Annotated in this window: 12 protein-coding genes, 3 tRNA genes and 4 rRNA genes; 9 read left to right on the forward strand and 10 right to left on the reverse strand. The window is 43.7% G+C overall.

Features of this window, described 5'->3' with window-relative positions; translation table 11 throughout:
* Positions 1-5: 5 nt before the first annotated feature.
* The 4 genes from DK428_RS05655 to tusA all read right to left on the reverse strand — a co-directional run bounded on the left by DK428_RS05655 (position 6) and on the right by tusA (position 2,578).
* On the reverse strand, positions 6-689 hold the full coding sequence (locus tag DK428_RS05655; RefSeq protein WP_109064850.1) for a metallophosphoesterase family protein: 684 nt from the start codon (positions 687-689) through the stop codon (positions 6-8).
* A 16-nt stretch (positions 690-705) separates the two neighbouring features.
* Positions 706-1,977 (reverse strand): multifunctional transcriptional regulator/nicotinamide-nucleotide adenylyltransferase/ribosylnicotinamide kinase NadR, encoded by a 1,272-nt coding sequence (gene nadR, locus DK428_RS05660; RefSeq protein WP_109064851.1) that lies wholly within the window; start codon positions 1,975-1,977, stop codon positions 706-708.
* Positions 1,978-2,061: 84 nt separating this feature from the next.
* Positions 2,062-2,310 (reverse strand): ubiquinone biosynthesis accessory factor UbiK, encoded by a 249-nt coding sequence (gene ubiK / locus DK428_RS05665; RefSeq protein WP_005702113.1) that lies wholly within the window; start codon positions 2,308-2,310, stop codon positions 2,062-2,064.
* Positions 2,311-2,338: 28 nt separating this feature from the next.
* Positions 2,339-2,578 carry a sulfurtransferase TusA gene (gene tusA, locus DK428_RS05670; RefSeq protein WP_109064852.1) on the reverse strand — a complete coding sequence of 80 codons (240 nt, stop codon included), beginning with the start codon at positions 2,576-2,578 and terminating at the stop codon, positions 2,339-2,341.
* 201 nt (positions 2,579-2,779) lie between these two features.
* On the opposite strand from tusA, the gene DK428_RS05680 reads away from it, so the two are divergent.
* The 9 genes from DK428_RS05680 (at position 2,780) to DK428_RS05720 (ending at position 10,619) form a co-directional block, all read left to right on the forward strand.
* The gene (locus DK428_RS05680; RefSeq protein ID WP_109064853.1) at positions 2,780-4,243 is read left to right on the forward strand and encodes a TrkH family potassium uptake protein; all 1,464 of its coding nucleotides are present in this window, start codon (positions 2,780-2,782) and stop codon (positions 4,241-4,243) included.
* Positions 4,243-4,755 carry a menaquinone-dependent protoporphyrinogen IX dehydrogenase gene (gene hemG, locus DK428_RS05685; RefSeq protein ID WP_109064854.1) on the forward strand — a complete coding sequence of 171 codons (513 nt, stop codon included), beginning with the start codon at positions 4,243-4,245 and terminating at the stop codon, positions 4,753-4,755. The genes DK428_RS05680 and hemG overlap by 1 nt, the downstream gene beginning before the upstream one ends.
* 330 nt (positions 4,756-5,085) lie before the next feature.
* A 16S ribosomal RNA gene (locus tag DK428_RS05690) occupies positions 5,086-6,625 on the forward strand.
* A 96-nt stretch (positions 6,626-6,721) separates the two neighbouring features.
* A tRNA-Glu gene (locus DK428_RS05695) sits at positions 6,722-6,797 on the forward strand.
* Positions 6,798-7,051: 254 nt separating this feature from the next.
* Positions 7,052-9,948: ribosomal RNA gene (locus DK428_RS05700) — 23S ribosomal RNA — on the forward strand.
* A gap of 199 nt (positions 9,949-10,147) precedes the next feature.
* Positions 10,148-10,263, forward strand: a 5S ribosomal RNA gene (gene rrf / locus DK428_RS05705).
* Positions 10,264-10,312: 49 nt separating this feature from the next.
* Positions 10,313-10,428 (forward strand): 5S ribosomal RNA (gene rrf / locus DK428_RS05710).
* Together the 16S, 23S and 5S rRNA genes with 3 tRNA genes alongside form the textbook arrangement of a ribosomal RNA operon.
* Positions 10,429-10,435: 7 nt before the next feature.
* A tRNA-Asp gene (locus DK428_RS05715) sits at positions 10,436-10,512 on the forward strand.
* A 31-nt stretch (positions 10,513-10,543) separates the two neighbouring features.
* Positions 10,544-10,619 (forward strand) — tRNA-Trp (locus DK428_RS05720).
* A gap of 36 nt (positions 10,620-10,655) precedes the next feature.
* Here DK428_RS05720 and DK428_RS05725 read toward each other — a convergent pair.
* Genes DK428_RS05725 through darH form a run of 6 tightly spaced genes read right to left on the reverse strand, consistent with a single transcriptional unit; the run spans position 10,656 to position 15,480 of the window.
* Positions 10,656-11,264, reverse strand: a complete 609-nt coding sequence (locus tag DK428_RS05725; RefSeq protein WP_109064614.1) for a hypothetical protein — start codon at positions 11,262-11,264, stop codon at positions 10,656-10,658.
* Positions 11,261-12,247, reverse strand: a complete 987-nt coding sequence (locus tag DK428_RS05730; protein ID WP_109064613.1) for a beta-ketoacyl synthase N-terminal-like domain-containing protein — start codon at positions 12,245-12,247, stop codon at positions 11,261-11,263. Before DK428_RS05730 ends, DK428_RS05725 begins: the two co-directional genes overlap by 4 nt.
* Entirely contained in the window at positions 12,247-12,537 is a 291-nt protein-coding gene (locus DK428_RS05735) for a phosphopantetheine-binding protein (RefSeq protein WP_109064612.1), read from the reverse strand. Before DK428_RS05735 ends, DK428_RS05730 begins: the two co-directional genes overlap by 1 nt.
* Positions 12,537-13,778: an ABC transporter permease gene (locus DK428_RS05740; protein WP_109064611.1), complete on the reverse strand. Its 1,242-nt coding sequence runs from the start codon at positions 13,776-13,778 to the stop codon at positions 12,537-12,539. Before DK428_RS05740 ends, DK428_RS05735 begins: the two co-directional genes overlap by 1 nt.
* Positions 13,772-14,494 carry an ABC transporter ATP-binding protein gene (locus DK428_RS05745; protein ID WP_109064610.1) on the reverse strand — a complete coding sequence of 241 codons (723 nt, stop codon included), beginning with the start codon at positions 14,492-14,494 and terminating at the stop codon, positions 13,772-13,774. The genes DK428_RS05740 and DK428_RS05745 overlap by 7 nt, the downstream gene beginning before the upstream one ends.
* Positions 14,491-15,480 carry a BtrH-related acyltransferase DarH gene (gene darH / locus DK428_RS05750; protein ID WP_109064609.1) on the reverse strand — a complete coding sequence of 330 codons (990 nt, stop codon included), beginning with the start codon at positions 15,478-15,480 and terminating at the stop codon, positions 14,491-14,493. Before darH ends, DK428_RS05745 begins: the two co-directional genes overlap by 4 nt.
* Positions 15,481-15,547 lie beyond the last annotated feature (67 nt).

Here is a 15,547-nt window from a genome sequence, read left to right on the forward strand (position 1 = left end):
AGCGTTTATAACGCTCTGTCATCCACGCCGACATAAAGATAACGACCGGCTTCGTCGCATAGACTGCGAAAACCGACGTTGATAATTTGATAATGATGTTTGGAGCCTACGTAATCAAAATTCTCATGGTGGTGGCCATGGTAAATTTGTTGTACGCCCATTTTTTCCGCCAGTTGATTAATCACCGCGAAGCCGGAAGGGTGTGGTTTTGGCGCTTCGTGGCAAATTAAAATATCCGCTTGTTGAGTTTCCAACGCTTCAATATCTGATGGGAAAATCGAGGTGCGATGCCGCAACGGCACGCCACCCCTCCAAATTCTTTCCTGAGAACAATATTGGCAATAATGAATGGGATCAAAAAACATCGGTTTGTTCGGTGGCATCCAAATTTGTCCGCGAAAGACGCCACCTAAACCGGCAATCCGTTTACCTTGAATGTTCTGCACCCGTCCATGCAAGTTGCGATGCTTCCATTCTGTCCCCCATAAGGATTCAAACGCCGCCGTTGTTTTGCTGTCGTGATTGCCGTGAATAAACCACAAATCAGCGAGCTGAGCGAGCTTTTCCAACGGTTCGGGCGTAGTGAGTTGCAAATCACCAAGGATTACCAAGGCAATATCCTTGTGGGCTTGCAAAAATGGGTAAAGGTGGTCAAAACTGCCGTGGGGATCGCCCGCAAATAAAATCATAGTTCCTCTATTTTATTTAGAAAATAGAATGCGGATGGTCGCTGTTTAATTCCGGTAAATCTTCTTCGTTTAGAATTTTTTCAACGATCGCTTTTACTTGGTTATAACGCTCCAAATAACTCGGTGATTCAATTTCAATGTAAGGCACATTGTATTTATCGAGCAATTTTTTCAATAGTTGTTGGAAACGTTGGCGTTGTTTTTGGCTACCCAAGCTACGCAAACCGTCATCTACCCATTGCGTATTGTTGTTGAGCAAAATGGTGACATCGAAAGGATATTCTTTAATCATGGAATCCAAAAACGGATGAGCTTTGCCTTCATATTGAATACAGAAGGCTTGCGTGGTGATGAAATCCGTATCGATAATGGCGACTTTGTGAGCGTGACGCACAGCATAGTCAATGTAACGTTGATGCCCCAATGCCATTTGCGGATAATCGGAATATTGCATTGCCTGCTCGTTGCCACCCAGTTGTTCAAACACGAATTCACGGCCATATTCCCATGCGGATGTGGTATTGAATACGGTGGCTAATTTGTTGACCAGAACGCTTTTCCCGCTGCTTTCGCCACCTAAAATCGCAATGGTTTTGGCGAAGAACGGACGCACTTCTTTCGGGATAAATTTCCAATAATGGAAAGGGTGATTACGAATTTTAGTCGCGGAGACATTAAAGAATTCTCGTTTAGGATCCACTAAAGAGACTTCCAGATTTAAATATTTTTCGTAAGGCGCTTTATCTTGCACTTCACTGCTGAAGACCACGCTTGGTGTAAAGCCTTTTTCTTTGAATAATTCTTTTACCCGACTTGCCCATTCCGGCCAACCGTTAGGGTAGCTGGCGATACCATCTTCTACCAAATGATGAATAAAAATATGATTTTTTTGATATTTGAAAATTTGTTGCATCCAGCGTAAGCGATCTTGCACCGTTGGCATCCGTTTCATTTTGCTATCATAAAACAGTTTCAAATCCCGCTCCGTATCGCTACATACAATAACATGCACTTCATCCACTTTACTGAAGGCTTCATAAATCATATTAATGTGACCGGTGTGGACAGGGTAAAATTTGCCGAAAATAACACCAATTTTTTTGTTATTCGGTTCGTGAATTTGTAGCACACGATGTAGCGCGGTTAATTTTGTGGCGCTGGGATTCTTAATTTTTCCGCTCACCAACTGATTGAAATAAGCACGGGTAATATTGGCCTGTTGGCAAATATCATTCACTTTAAGATTAAGCTTCTTACGTTTTTCTTGTAAGTATTGGAAAGTTGACATACTTATTCCTCATTTTAGGTGGGATTGAAACTAAAGTGCGGTCAAAAAATACGGTGTTTTTCTTCTTTGCCGAGACGGAATTTTTTATTGTGTTTTTTCGCCAAGCAGTTCCTCAACGCGCTTTTCCAGTGCCGTCAATTTCTCGCGTGTACGCATTAACACTTGGGTTTGCACGTCAAATTCTTCTCGGGTCACAATATCTAATTTTGACAATTGCGCCTGTAAAACTTGTTTTACTTTCGCTTCGGCATCTTGGCCTAAGTCTTTAATCCCTTTAGGTAAATTGTCTTGAATTTGTTGTATGATATGCTCTATTTTTTTCGGATTTAGCATAAATGCCTCACTTTGATTTCAATTAATCCTATTTCCCTTTTTTCACCCAATAACGAAAGGGCGGTTGTGTGGTTTCGCTATGTAGCAAGGTATGATCCATAAACCGACAGAAACTTGGAATATCACGGGTTGTGGCTGGATCGTCCGCCAACATCAAAAGTACATCACCCTCTTGCAGATGTCGAATGTGCTTACGAATCAACATCACCGGTTCAGGACAACGTAAACCGATGGTATCAAGTGTTTGTGTGATTTTTATATTATCCATTTTTGTTATTTGTTACGAAAAATTACGGTTTATAATACAATAAAGTGTGATACAAAATCAGCAAAATTCGGAAAATGGCTACACAATATGATTTTCAAACCATAAAAAGTGCGGTCATAAAAAACAGCGTTTTTGAATATTGTTTTGTTGTTTTCTCCAATGAGGATAACATTAACAAAGAATGAATAGAGAGATTATTTAGTGCATATTTTATCCATTTTACGCATTGTCGGCATTTTAGTGATGTGCTTTTCATGCACCATGTTATTGCCGGCATTTGTGGCGTTGCTTTACGGTGATGGCGGCGGTAAAGCCTTTATCCAGTCCTTTGTTATGAGCATCATCGCCGGTGCGATTTTATGGTGGGCATGTCATCATCACAAAGAAGAGTTGCGCTCACGCGAGGGATTCTTGATTGTTGTTGCCTTCTGGGTTGTGATGGGCAGTCTAGGGGCGATCCCATTCCTTTTATTTGAGGAGCCTGATTTAACCATTTCTTCCGCATTTTTTGAGTCTTTTTCCGGTTTAACGACGACCGGTGCTACTACAATTATCGGATTGGATCAGTTGCCTAAAGCGATTTTATTCTATCGCCAGTTATTGCAGTGGCTAGGCGGCATGGGGATCATTGTACTCGCGGTGGCGATTATTCCATTGTTGGGTATCGGCGGGATGTCGCTGTATCGCGCAGAAATTTCCGGGCCGGTAAAAGAAAATAAAATGCGTCCACGGATTACCGAGACCGCGAAAACATTGTGGTTTATTTATGCGTCATTAACCACGCTATGTGCCCTAGCCTATTGGTTTGCAGGAATGTCACCGTTTGATGCGATTAGTCACAGCTTCTCTACGGTTTCTATCGGCGGATTTTCCACCCATGACACGAGCATGGCTTATTTTAATAGTTCCGCCGTCAATCTAATCACGATTGTCTTTTTGCTTATCTCAGGCTGTAACTTCGCCTTACATTTCAATGCATTTTCCCAACTTGGTAAGCGCAGTATCCTATCAAGCTATTTTCGCGATCCGGAATTTCGTTTCTTTATTTTTATCCAAATGGTGTTAGTGGTTGTGTGCTTCGCCATGTTGCTTGCCAATCATCATTTTAATGATGCTTTGCAAAATTTAGAGCAAGCCGCCTTCCAATCGGTCTCCATTTCCACAACGGCAGGCTACACCACGTCAAGTTTTGATCAATGGCCGCTATTTTTACCGATCCTGTTATTATTTGCCTCTTTTATCGGCGGTTGCGCAGGGTCTACCGGCGGGGGATTAAAAGTTGTTCGCGTACTCGTTCTTTATTTACAAGGCAAGCGGGAGTTGAATCGCTTAATTCACCCTAATTTGGTTTATCCAATCAAGTTAGGCAAACGGGTGTTAGACGAACGGGTGATTCAGAGTATTTGGGCATTTTTCTCTGCCTATTTACTCGTCTTTGTCATTTGTTTATTAGGTGTGATTAGCTGTGGGGTTGATACCTTCGATGCATTTAACGCAGTTATTGCCTGTTTAAATAATGTAGGTCCCGCATTGGGCAGTGTGAGTAGCAACTTCGTGAGCATTCCCGATGACGCTAAATGGATTCTCACACTTGCCATGGTATGCGGGCGGTTAGAAATTTTTTCATTATTAGTGCTATTTACGCCGGCTTTTTGGAAATCATAATGAAAACGCTTATTTTATATTCAAGTCATGATGGGCAAACCAAGAAAATTGCAGCCTATATTGCGGAAATTATCAAAGAAAATGTTGATGTAAAGTCAATTAGTGATAAGGTCAATCTTCAAGATTATGATCGTATTATTATTGGTGCATCAATTCGTTACGGACATTTTAATAAGAAGCTTTATAAAATTTTGGAAAAACACACCGCACTTTTAAATCAAAAAATCACGGCTTTTTTTGGTGTTAATTTAACTGCCCGTAAACCGGAAAAATCCACACCGGAAACTAACGTCTATGTGCGTAAATTTTTACAACGTATCACTTGGCAACCAACGATTTCCGCGGTTTTTGCAGGTGCGTTGCTTTACCCGCGCTATACATTTTTTGATCGTGTAATGATCCAATTTATTATGCGAATCACGGGCGGGGAAACGGATCCGACAAAAGAGATCGAATATACCGACTGGCAAAAAGTGCGGTCGTTTTCAGAAGCGTTTTTGACTTTGAAATAAGCAAATTGTATTTTTTCTAAGCTATCAGACATTTTTTTGAAAAATTCACTTGATCCTTTGGATCTAATCCCTATAATACGCCTCCGCACCGCAAGGGGGAGTAATTGAAAGAAAATTAACAAATTTTCTTGACTGTAAATATATTTTGTTTATATAATTTACCACCTTGCTTAATGCAAATGTTCTTTAACAATCAATCAGACAAACTGTGTGGGCACTTGAAGATTCGTTTTTAAAAGAATTTTAAAATTGAACTGAATAGTGCTACGAAACAATCGTTTATTTATAGATAGATTAATTAGCTAGCAGTATTGAGCGATTAAACTTTTTGAATTGAAGAGTTTGATCATGGCTCAGATTGAACGCTGGCGGCAGGCTTAACACATGCAAGTCGAACGGTAGCAGGTAAGTACTTGTACTTATGCTGACGAGTGGCGGACGGGTGAGTAATGCTTGGGGATCTGGCTTATGGAGGGGGATAACGACGGGAAACTGTCGCTAATACCGCGTAGAATCGAGAGATGAAAGTGTGGGACCTTCGGGCCACATGCCATAGGATGAACCCAAGTGGGATTAGGTAGTTGGTAGGGTAATGGCCTACCAAGCCGACGATCCCTAGCTGGTCTGAGAGGATGACCAGCCACACCGGGACTGAGACACGGCCCGGACTCCTACGGGAGGCAGCAGTGGGGAATATTGCGCAATGGGGGCAACCCTGACGCAGCCATGCCGCGTGAATGAAGAAGGCCTTCGGGTTGTAAAGTTCTTTCGGTGACGAGGAAGGCGTGATGTTTAATAGGCATCACGATTGACGTTAATCACAGAAGAAGCACCGGCTAACTCCGTGCCAGCAGCCGCGGTAATACGGAGGGTGCGAGCGTTAATCGGAATAACTGGGCGTAAAGGGCACGCAGGCGGACTTTTAAGTGAGGTGTGAAATCCCCGGGCTTAACCTGGGAATTGCATTTCAGACTGGGGGTCTAGAGTACTTTAGGGAGGGGTAGAATTCCACGTGTAGCGGTGAAATGCGTAGAGATGTGGAGGAATACCGAAGGCGAAGGCAGCCCCTTGGGAATGTACTGACGCTCATGTGCGAAAGCGTGGGGAGCAAACAGGATTAGATACCCTGGTAGTCCACGCTGTAAACGCTGTCGATTTGGGGATTGGGCTTTGAGCTTGGTGCCCGTAGCTAACGTGATAAATCGACCGCCTGGGGAGTACGGCCGCAAGGTTAAAACTCAAATGAATTGACGGGGGCCCGCACAAGCGGTGGAGCATGTGGTTTAATTCGATGCAACGCGAAGAACCTTACCTACTCTTGACATCCATGGAATCTTGTAGAGATATGAGAGTGCCTTCGGGAACCATGAGACAGGTGCTGCATGGCTGTCGTCAGCTCGTGTTGTGAAATGTTGGGTTAAGTCCCGCAACGAGCGCAACCCTTATCCTTTGTTGCCAGCGATTAGGTCGGGAACTCAAAGGAGACTGCCGGTGATAAACCGGAGGAAGGTGGGGATGACGTCAAGTCATCATGGCCCTTACGAGTAGGGCTACACACGTGCTACAATGGCGTATACAGAGGGCGACGAAGCCGCGAGGTGGAGTGAATCTCACAAAGTACGTCTAAGTCCGGATTGGAGTCTGCAACTCGACTCCATGAAGTCGGAATCGCTAGTAATCGCGAATCAGAATGTCGCGGTGAATACGTTCCCGGGCCTTGTACACACCGCCCGTCACACCATGGGAGTGGGTTGTACCAGAAGTAGATAGCTTAACCTTCGGGAGGGCGTTTACCACGGTATGATTCATGACTGGGGTGAAGTCGTAACAAGGTAACCGTAGGGGAACCTGCGGTTGGAACACCTCCTTACCGAAAGACGAACTTAAGTGTCCACACAGTTTGGCTGATGATTGTAGACAAGAGAAGAGCAAAGCAAAGGAAGAAAAGAGAGCATCTTTATATGTTGTCCCCATCGTCTAGAGGCCTAGGACATCGCCCTTTCACGGCGGTAACCGGGGTTCGAATCCCCGTGGGGACGCCATATAAAGATGATTATTCATCTTCTTTATAAAACCTGTTCTTTAACAAACCGGAAACAAGCTGAAAACGAGACTTTCAAGAAAGTCTGAGTGAGAGTAATTGATAAAAGGCGATTGCTCTTAATAAATTAACTGTTACTGCTTAGCGACGTTAAGTGTTTTCGATTCAATGTTGTGATTTTAAGTGGATTTTAGATTTAAATTAACTTTTAAGTTTATGAAATTGAATTAATTATAAGAATACTTGAGGTTGTATGGTTAAGTGACAAAGCGTACAAGGTGGATGCCTTGGCAATCAGAGGCGACGAAGGACGTGCTAATCTGCGAAAAGCTTGGATGAGTCGATAAGAGGCGTTTAATCCAAGATGTCCGAATGGGGAAACCCAGTGGGTGAAGAACCCACTATCATTATCTGAATCCATAGGATAATGAGGCGAACCGGGAGAACTGAAACATCTAAGTACCCCGAGGAAAAGAAATCAACCGAGATTTCGTTAGTAGCGGCGAGCGAACGCGAAGGAGCCTGTTAGTGATAATGACAGAGACAGAGGAATGTGCTGGGAAGCACAGCGACACAGGGTGATAGCCCCGTACTCGAAGTCCAGGTTATGGTACTAAGCTAACGACAAGTAAGGCGGGACACGTGATATCCTGTTTGAAGATGGGGGGACCATCCTCCAAGGCTAAATACTCCTGATTGACCGATAGTGAACCAGTACTGTGAAGGAAAGGCGAAAAGAACCCCGGTGAGGGGAGTGAAATAGAACCTGAAACCTTGTACGTACAAGCAGTGGGAGCCCGCAAGGGTGACTGCGTACCTTTTGTATAATGGGTCAGCGACTTATATTTTGTAGCGAGGTTAACCGAATAGGGGAGCCGAAGGGAAACCGAGTCTTAACTGGGCGATTAGTTGCAAGGTATAGACCCGAAACCCGGTGATCTAGCCATGGGCAGGTTGAAGGTTGGGTAACACTAACTGGAGGACCGAACCGACTAATGTTGAAAAATTAGCGGATGACTTGTGGCTGGGGGTGAAAGGCCAATCAAACCGGGAGATAGCTGGTTCTCCCCGAAATCTATTTAGGTAGAGCCTTGAGCGGACACCTTCGGGGGTAGAGCACTGTTTCGGCTAGGGGTCCATCCCGGATTACCAACCCGATGCAAACTGCGAATACCGAAGAGTGATACTCAGGAGACACACGGCGGGTGCTAACGTCCGTCGTGGAGAGGGAAACAACCCAGACCGCCAGCTAAGGTCCCAAAGTCTATATTAAGTGGGAAACGAAGTGGGAAGGCTTAGACAGCTAGGATGTTGGCTTAGAAGCAGCCATCATTTAAAGAAAGCGTAATAGCTCACTAGTCGAGTCGGCCTGCGCGGAAGATGTAACGGGGCTCAAATATAGCACCGAAGCTGCGGCATCAGTAGCAATACTGTTGGGTAGGGGAGCGTTGTGTAAGCGGAAGAAGGTGAATCGAGAGGTTTGCTGGACGTATCACAAGTGCGAATGCTGACATAAGTAACGATAAAACGGGTGAAAAACCCGTTCGCCGGAAGACCAAGGGTTCCTGTCCAACGTTAATCGGGGCAGGGTGAGTCGGCCCCTAAGGCGAGGCTGAAAAGCGTAGTCGATGGGAAACGGGTTAATATTCCCGTACTTGGATAAACTGCGATGTGGGGACGGAGAAGGTTAGGTTATCGACCTGTTGGATATGGTCGTTTAAGTTGGTAGGTGGGGAGTTTAGGCAAATCCGGACTTCCTTAACACTGAGAGATGATGACGAGGCTCTACGGAGCTGAAGTAACCGATACCACACTTCCAGGAAAAGCCACTAAGCTTCAGGTTTATCTAAACCGTACTGAAAACCGACACAGGTGGTCAGGTAGAGAATACTCAGGCGCTTGAGAGAACTCGGGTGAAGGAACTAGGCAAAATAGCACCGTAACTTCGGGAGAAGGTGCGCCGGCGTAGATTGTAAGGGCTTGCCCCTGAAGGTTGAACCGGTCGAAGATACCAGCTGGCTGCAACTGTTTATTAAAAACACAGCACTCTGCAAACACGAAAGTGGACGTATAGGGTGTGATGCCTGCCCGGTGCTGGAAGGTTAATTGATGGTGTTATCGCAAGAGAAGCACTTGATCGAAGCCCCAGTAAACGGCGGCCGTAACTATAACGGTCCTAAGGTAGCGAAATTCCTTGTCGGGTAAGTTCCGACCTGCACGAATGGCATAATGATGGCCAGGCTGTCTCCACCCGAGACTCAGTGAAATTGAAATCGCCGTGAAGATGCGGTGTACCCGCGGCTAGACGGAAAGACCCCGTGAACCTTTACTATAGCTTGACACTGAACATTGAATTTTGATGTGTAGGATAGGTGGGAGACTTTGAAGCAGTCACGCCAGTGATTGTGGAGTCGTCCTTGAAATACCACCCTTTAACGTTTGATGTTCTAACGAAGATTACGAAACGTGGTCTCGGACAGTGTCTGGTGGGTAGTTTGACTGGGGCGGTCTCCTCCCAAAGAGTAACGGAGGAGCACGAAGGTTTGCTAATGACGGTCGGACATCGTCAGGTTAGTGCAATGGTATAAGCAAGCTTAACTGCGAGACAGACAAGTCGAGCAGGTACGAAAGTAGGTCATAGTGATCCGGTGGTTCTGCATGGAAGGGCCATCGCTCAACGGATAAAAGGTACTCCGGGGATAACAGGCTGATACCGCCCAAGAGTTCATATCGACGGCGGTGTTTGGCACCTCGATGTCGGCTCATCACATCCTGGGGCTGAAGTAGGTCCCAAGGGTATGGCTGTTCGCCATTTAAAGTGGTACGCGAGCTGGGTTTAGAACGTCGTGAGACAGTTCGGTCCCTATCTGCCGTGGGCGTTGGAGAATTGGTTGGGGCTGCTCCTAGTACGAGAGGACCGGAGTGGACGCACCGCTGGTGTTCCGGTTGTGTCGCCAGACGCATTGCCGGGTAGCTAAGTGCGGAAGAGATAAGTGCTGAAAGCATCTAAGCACGAAACTTGCCAAGAGATGAGTTCTCCCAGATTATAAATCTGTAAGGGTTGTTTAAGACTAAGACGTAGATAGGCATGGTGTGTAAGTGGTGCGAGCCATTGAGCTAACATGTACTAATTGCCCGAGAGGCTTAGCCATACAACGCTCAAGTGTTTTTGGGGAGACCTGAGGCATGAGAGCGGAATTGGGTGGGTAGCAGTTAAGAGAGAATAAAGAGAGACTGTAGGTGATTCACCGGGAATAGAGGTGATGATACTAAGAGAAAGTTGAGAGTCAGCTTGTTTTGGTTTGAAGGATAGAGAATACGAGAAGACGGAAGTAAAGTCATCGACCGAATTTTGGCGGCGATAATGCGGTGGGCCCACCTGAATCCATACCGAACTCAGAAGTGAAACGCCGTAATGCCGATGGTAGTGTGGGATATTCCCATGTGAGAGTAGGTCACCGCCAAGCTTATTACTTTAGTTAATTAAATCTTAGTTAGCTAAAGTAATAAAAATTTTTTAGCAGTCATAGTGCAGTAGGCCCACCTGAATCCATACCGAACTCAGAAGTGAAATGCTGTTACGCCGATGGTAGTGTGGGATTTTCCCATGTGAGAGTAGGTCACTGCTAATCCTCATTAGGAGTGGTAGTTCAGCTGGTTAGAATACCTGCCTGTCACGCAGGGGGTCGCGGGTTCGAGTCCCGTCCATTCCGCCAAATTTTTAATCTTCTAAGATTACATACCATTAGGGGCGTAGTTCAATTGGTAGAGCACCGGTCTCCAAAACCGGGTGTTGGGAGTTCGAGCCTCTCCGCCCCTGCCATTAAATCCTTACTTTAGTTTTTATACAAGAATCCTATTAATCGGATGTTGCTAATTTATTTAAACTCCATTCTGCAATTTGTAAAAAATCTATCTCTTTTGGGATCTCATTTTTATTTAAAAATTCCTCTAATTTTCTAACCTTACCCTTTCCTGCTTTAGCGATTAACCAAAAATATGCGCCTTCAGCTTGTTTATTATCTGACTCTAATATCCAACCGACTAATGCTTGCTGTGTATCACAATTTTCTAAATCCAATAATGCGAGTTGTAACGGTTGCCAGAAATTATATTGATTGATTGCTAGGAATACTGAATTTCCACTAAGTTGCAATGTTTGCGCCAGTTGAAATGTCGCCGCATTATTGATATTCGCCATAAAGTCTAAGGGGCTAGGCAAGTTTTGTTCCATAAGTTGATTAAACATTTTGTCGAATTTACTTGGCGAATTAAACGGTGAACCTAAATAAATACCCGTATTTTCATTAAGAGAGGGTTTTAACGGTAAAGCTCCAAGTAAAGCAAGTTGAGTGAAACGGCTTAAACGACGAGCGTCGATTCCGTGTTTTTTGAGTTGCTGACGTAGTGTTTTGTCATCAATTTTATTACTGATGAACCGGTTAACTTCTTGTATATAAAATGTCATTCACCCACCTTTAGCATCCATGCAATATTACTACCGCCAAACCCCAAAAAATAATTTAAAAAATGACCGCACTTTATCCCTTCGTTTTGTAATCGTTCAATTAAAAAGGCTGTTTCTAATGCACCACTTGCACCAAGCGTGTGCCCCATATATGGTTTAATCAAAAGACGTTCTACATGTGGGAATAGTTCATCTAAAACTTGTTGTTCCATCATATCACTATTGCTTCCTACGCCATGCACTTTAATGGCTTGAATGTCTCTTGTGTTCAGATGTGTTTTGGCTAAGCAGTCAGCCAGTAATTGACGCAGCGCGATTTCACTACTATTTGTGAGATTTTCGTTATCTGTGATAGTTGTTACACCAAATATTTCACATGAAAATGTTAAATTTGATTGTGTCGATAATGCGATGCAACCAACTCCCTCGCCTAAAACAATGCCTGTAGGATTGGCAAAAGGCTGATATTTATCCGCTTGTGATAATAAATTCATCGATTGAAAATGTTCAAAAGTAAGTCGATTGAACATCTCAAAACCAACCACTAAGATCTTTTCGTACATGTTAGCTTTCAGCATTTTGTAGGCATAACCAATGGCTTGTGCGGAAGAGGTGCAAGAAGTAGCAATACTGAAAACCTCGGTTTGATAACGTATACGCAAATCATCAGAAATTACAGCAAGGCTATGTTCGTCAGGTAAAGGTTGATGATTCGCTACACGCATTTCACAATCACTAATCACATAAGCTGTGGATCCGACCAGGATGGGAATATTTTTGAGTTCGGATTTATCCCAACCGGCACGTTGTAAAGTGCGGTCAATTTCCTGGTCAATATAATGATAGAGCTGTTCTAGTGATAACAGCGGTTCCTTAAATGCATTGAAATAAGGAAAGCAAAGCGGTTGTCCTAACATGTTGGAGGTGCGTTGTCCGAGCTTTTCAGCAAACCGAGCGGAAACGGCGTTGAGATAAACGTTCATTAGATTTTGCTATGTTGTTCACGAATAAAGGCAGCAAGATCGCGTATGTTCATCATGTGTTTGCGCACCATACGATCTCCCTGTAATCGCACGCCAAAATGTGCTTGTAATGCCACAACGACCTGCAAAGCATCTAAAGAATCCAACTGAATGCGGCTTTGTTCACCAAATAGCCATTCATCATCACGAATTTCGGCAGGAGCAAATTCATCTTTTTCTGTTTCTTGCACGATGAGTTTTTTGAGTTCCAGCTCAAGCGCCGGTGCTTCCAGTGTAAAGGTATAAGCCATTAGAATCTCGCTTGTTTAGTTAATTGTTGTTGATAAATGAAAGTCGCTAAAAGCAATGTGATTACCCCAAATCCACTTAATAAATAGAGTGGTTGTTGTATTTGGTTAAGGTTATATTGGTTTAACAATAAATTTTGGAAACCGCTTAATGCCCATCCCATGGGTGAAAATTGTGAAATAGTTTGCATGATTTCCGGCATCACATACACCGGCACCATAATACCGCCAATGGCCGCCATGATAATAATGCCGCCCCCACCCAACACGACGGCGTGTTCGGTCGTTCTTGCCAGCACACTGATTAATAAACCATAGCCTAGTGCGGCAAGGCTTACCGCAGCGGATAAGACAAAATAAGGCAACCAACTTCCGGAAAGCGTAAACGCAGGCATATCTAGCGCAGGCAACACAAAGTAACCTAGTGCCACCATGCCGACAAATTGTAGTTGATTGATGAGAAAATAAGGAATTAGCTTGGCAATAATCAAACTCAATGCAGAAGCTCGCGCCATACGTAACCGAGTCAGCGTATTGGTTTGGCGTTCCATCGCCATCACATTGGAAAGCGGAATCATAATAAAGAACATGCCAAAAATCAGCCATGCCGGAACACTGTGTTGCACAGAATTAGGTTTAGAAACCTCTTTTCCTTGTCGATTTACATAAATTTCTTGCCACAAATCTTTTGCGAGGTAATCGTTAATTTGCGCGAATTTGCTGTCCAGTTCTTGATTGACTTTATTTTGAATCTCTTTGATTGGCTTACGTTTATTATTTTCTAACGTAATGTGATTGTCTGCCAAATAATAGTTTAAACGCAGTTGCGAATAATGCTTTTGCAACACACCTTTCACACCCAGTAGCCAACTGCGATCTACGCTCGGATTTAACCAAAGCTGTAAGGCGTGTTCTTCTGAAAGTGCGGTCTGTTTTTCATTCGGATTTAAAATTAATAAATCAAACTTACCCGCTTGTAGCTCGACTTGATATTGTGTTAATTCTGACAGTGGCGCTTGTTTAACGGCGAGATTTTCCTGTTTGAGTTTGGCTAAGAAATCATCATTAAGTTGATTTTTTTTACTTAACAACACAATTTCCGAGCGATTGCTTAACGCATTATCGTTACTCAAGGCCGCCGACATAATTAACATAAACAAAATCGGCATAATAAATAATACGGCAACGCCATGTAGATCACGGCTTAATAGACGCATTTCTTTGATAATCGAGGCAATTAACATGTTTTTCCCGCCTGATTTAAAAAATCTAAATAAAAACGTTCCAAACTTTGCCCTTCTTCTAAAATGCCTTGCACCGTGCCTTGATAAATGAGATTGCCTTCATTTAACAACACTAATTTGTCACATAATTGCTCAATTTCTTGCAAGTAATGAGAGGTATAAATCACCGTCACGCCTTGCTGTTTCAACCCCGCTACGCTATCCAAAATAAACTGACGGGATTGCGGGTCAATCCCCACCGTGATTTCATCTAGAAAAATCACTTTTGGGCGATTAATTAAGCCAATAGCAAAATTTAAACGGCGTTTTAACCCGCCGGATAAATGTTTCGCCAGCTTGTTTTTGTGCACCATTAAATCTACTTTGGTTAATAATTCCAACAAATAGCTTTTATCTCGAACATCATACAATGACGCAAAAAATGTCAGATTTTCCCAAACCGTCAGTAACGGATAAAAAGCAAAATCCTGTGGCACCAAGGAAATCTGATGGCGTTGCTTTTTGCTCAATTTCGCCAAAGGTACGCCATCAAAATAAATCTCCCCTTGTTGTACGGATTGTAACCCAGCAAGAAGAGACATTAATGTCGTTTTTCCCGCACCATTAGGGCCAAGTAGGCCTACGGTAGAAGCAGATTCAATGCGAAAACTGACCGCACTTAATGCGTTCTTTTCCGCGTTAGGGTAGTGATGGCTAAGATTGTTTATTTGAATCATAAATTACGTAAGGTTTGCCAAATTTTGTGTTCTTTATCCGCAATTTCCCGTAAATAGTCCGCTATCATTTTATAGCCTTCCATTGATGGCTTTTTACATTGCTTCACACACAGGCCCGCGAATTGGCGCCACATATCGCCGATTTCCGTCATGTGTTCGGAGGCTTGTTTGTATTTAGGCTCTTGGCAGATATTGGCAGCTTGTTCAAGGAAATAGGCATATAAATAACGGAAGCCTGCGCCGCCGGTGCCGATTTCTTCCTGCATACGCACGATATGTCCTAAATATAAGCGTTTGTATTTTTCCGAAGGATGCGTTGCCAGTTTTTCAATTTGTTTGGTAACGGTACGAATGCCTTTTACACCGACGAAAAAGAGCGGAGCCAACATTTGTTTGGCATTTTTGCGAATGGCTTTACGGATGAGATTTGGTAAGTCAATTTGTGTTAAATCAGGTTGATTTTCAAAATAATACATTAACCCTTTCGGCGCTAATACGCCCTTCGCAAAACGTGCTCGTTGCAAATCTTCTGCGGCACAACGTTGTACGCATTTAAACACGGGATCGCTAATCAAATAGTCATTTTGTTCTTTGCCGTACACAATTAAATTGTGCGCATTAAAATGAAAACGCATTTCAGGCGGGAAATAAGGCAACCAGAAAACAGAGGTTTGTAAACCCACCAATTTTTCTTCGGCAAGTGCTTGATCTAACGATTGCTGTCCGGCTTGTGGCGAACGAAACTTTTGCATTTTCAACCGCACTTTCAAGTGCTTTGATAGCCTTTTGATAATGGAACGCGGCGGCATTCGATAAGAAATCAGCGGCAATCCGTTAATTTTAACCAACGGAACATAAACAAAGGTCAACGCCGACGCCAAACCGAAAACCATGGCTTCGTTAAAATCCACGCCTTGCGCTTTTAGCATAGTGGACATGACACCGCTTTCACAGTGAGCGGTGTGTTGGTGGTGGAAGTTGTTCATTATTATTCATATACAAGAGCTAAAATTACGGTTGCTGAGCTTGTCGAAGCATGAGTGATTTTAGCGG

The organism is Aggregatibacter kilianii, assembly GCF_003130255.1.
Lineage (GTDB): Bacteria > Pseudomonadota > Gammaproteobacteria > Enterobacterales > Pasteurellaceae > Aggregatibacter > Aggregatibacter kilianii.

What these genes read in the sequence shown, in the direction of transcription:
- DK428_RS05655 (WP_109064850.1), bottom strand. Translation starts at nt 689, where the DNA reads ATGATTTTATTTGCGGGCGATCCCCACGGCAGTTTTGACCACCTTTAC.
- nadR (WP_109064851.1), bottom strand. Translation starts at nt 1,977, where the DNA reads ATGTCAACTTTCCAATACTTACAAGAAAAACGTAAGAAGCTTAATCTT.
- ubiK (WP_005702113.1), bottom strand. Translation starts at nt 2,310, where the DNA reads ATGCTAAATCCGAAAAAAATAGAGCATATCATACAACAAATTCAAGAC.
- tusA (WP_109064852.1), bottom strand. Translation starts at nt 2,578, where the DNA reads ATGGATAATATAAAAATCACACAAACACTTGATACCATCGGTTTACGT.
- hemG (WP_109064854.1), top strand. Translation starts at nt 4,243, where the DNA reads ATGAAAACGCTTATTTTATATTCAAGTCATGATGGGCAAACCAAGAAA.
- DK428_RS05725 (WP_109064614.1), bottom strand. Translation starts at nt 11,264, where the DNA reads ATGACATTTTATATACAAGAAGTTAACCGGTTCATCAGTAATAAAATT.
- DK428_RS05730 (WP_109064613.1), bottom strand. Translation starts at nt 12,247, where the DNA reads ATGAACGTTTATCTCAACGCCGTTTCCGCTCGGTTTGCTGAAAAGCTC.
- DK428_RS05735 (WP_109064612.1), bottom strand. Translation starts at nt 12,537, where the DNA reads ATGGCTTATACCTTTACACTGGAAGCACCGGCGCTTGAGCTGGAACTC.
- DK428_RS05740 (WP_109064611.1), bottom strand. Translation starts at nt 13,778, where the DNA reads ATGTTAATTGCCTCGATTATCAAAGAAATGCGTCTATTAAGCCGTGAT.
- DK428_RS05745 (WP_109064610.1), bottom strand. Translation starts at nt 14,494, where the DNA reads ATGATTCAAATAAACAATCTTAGCCATCACTACCCTAACGCGGAAAAG.
- darH (WP_109064609.1), bottom strand. Translation starts at nt 15,480, where the DNA reads ATGAACAACTTCCACCACCAACACACCGCTCACTGTGAAAGCGGTGTC.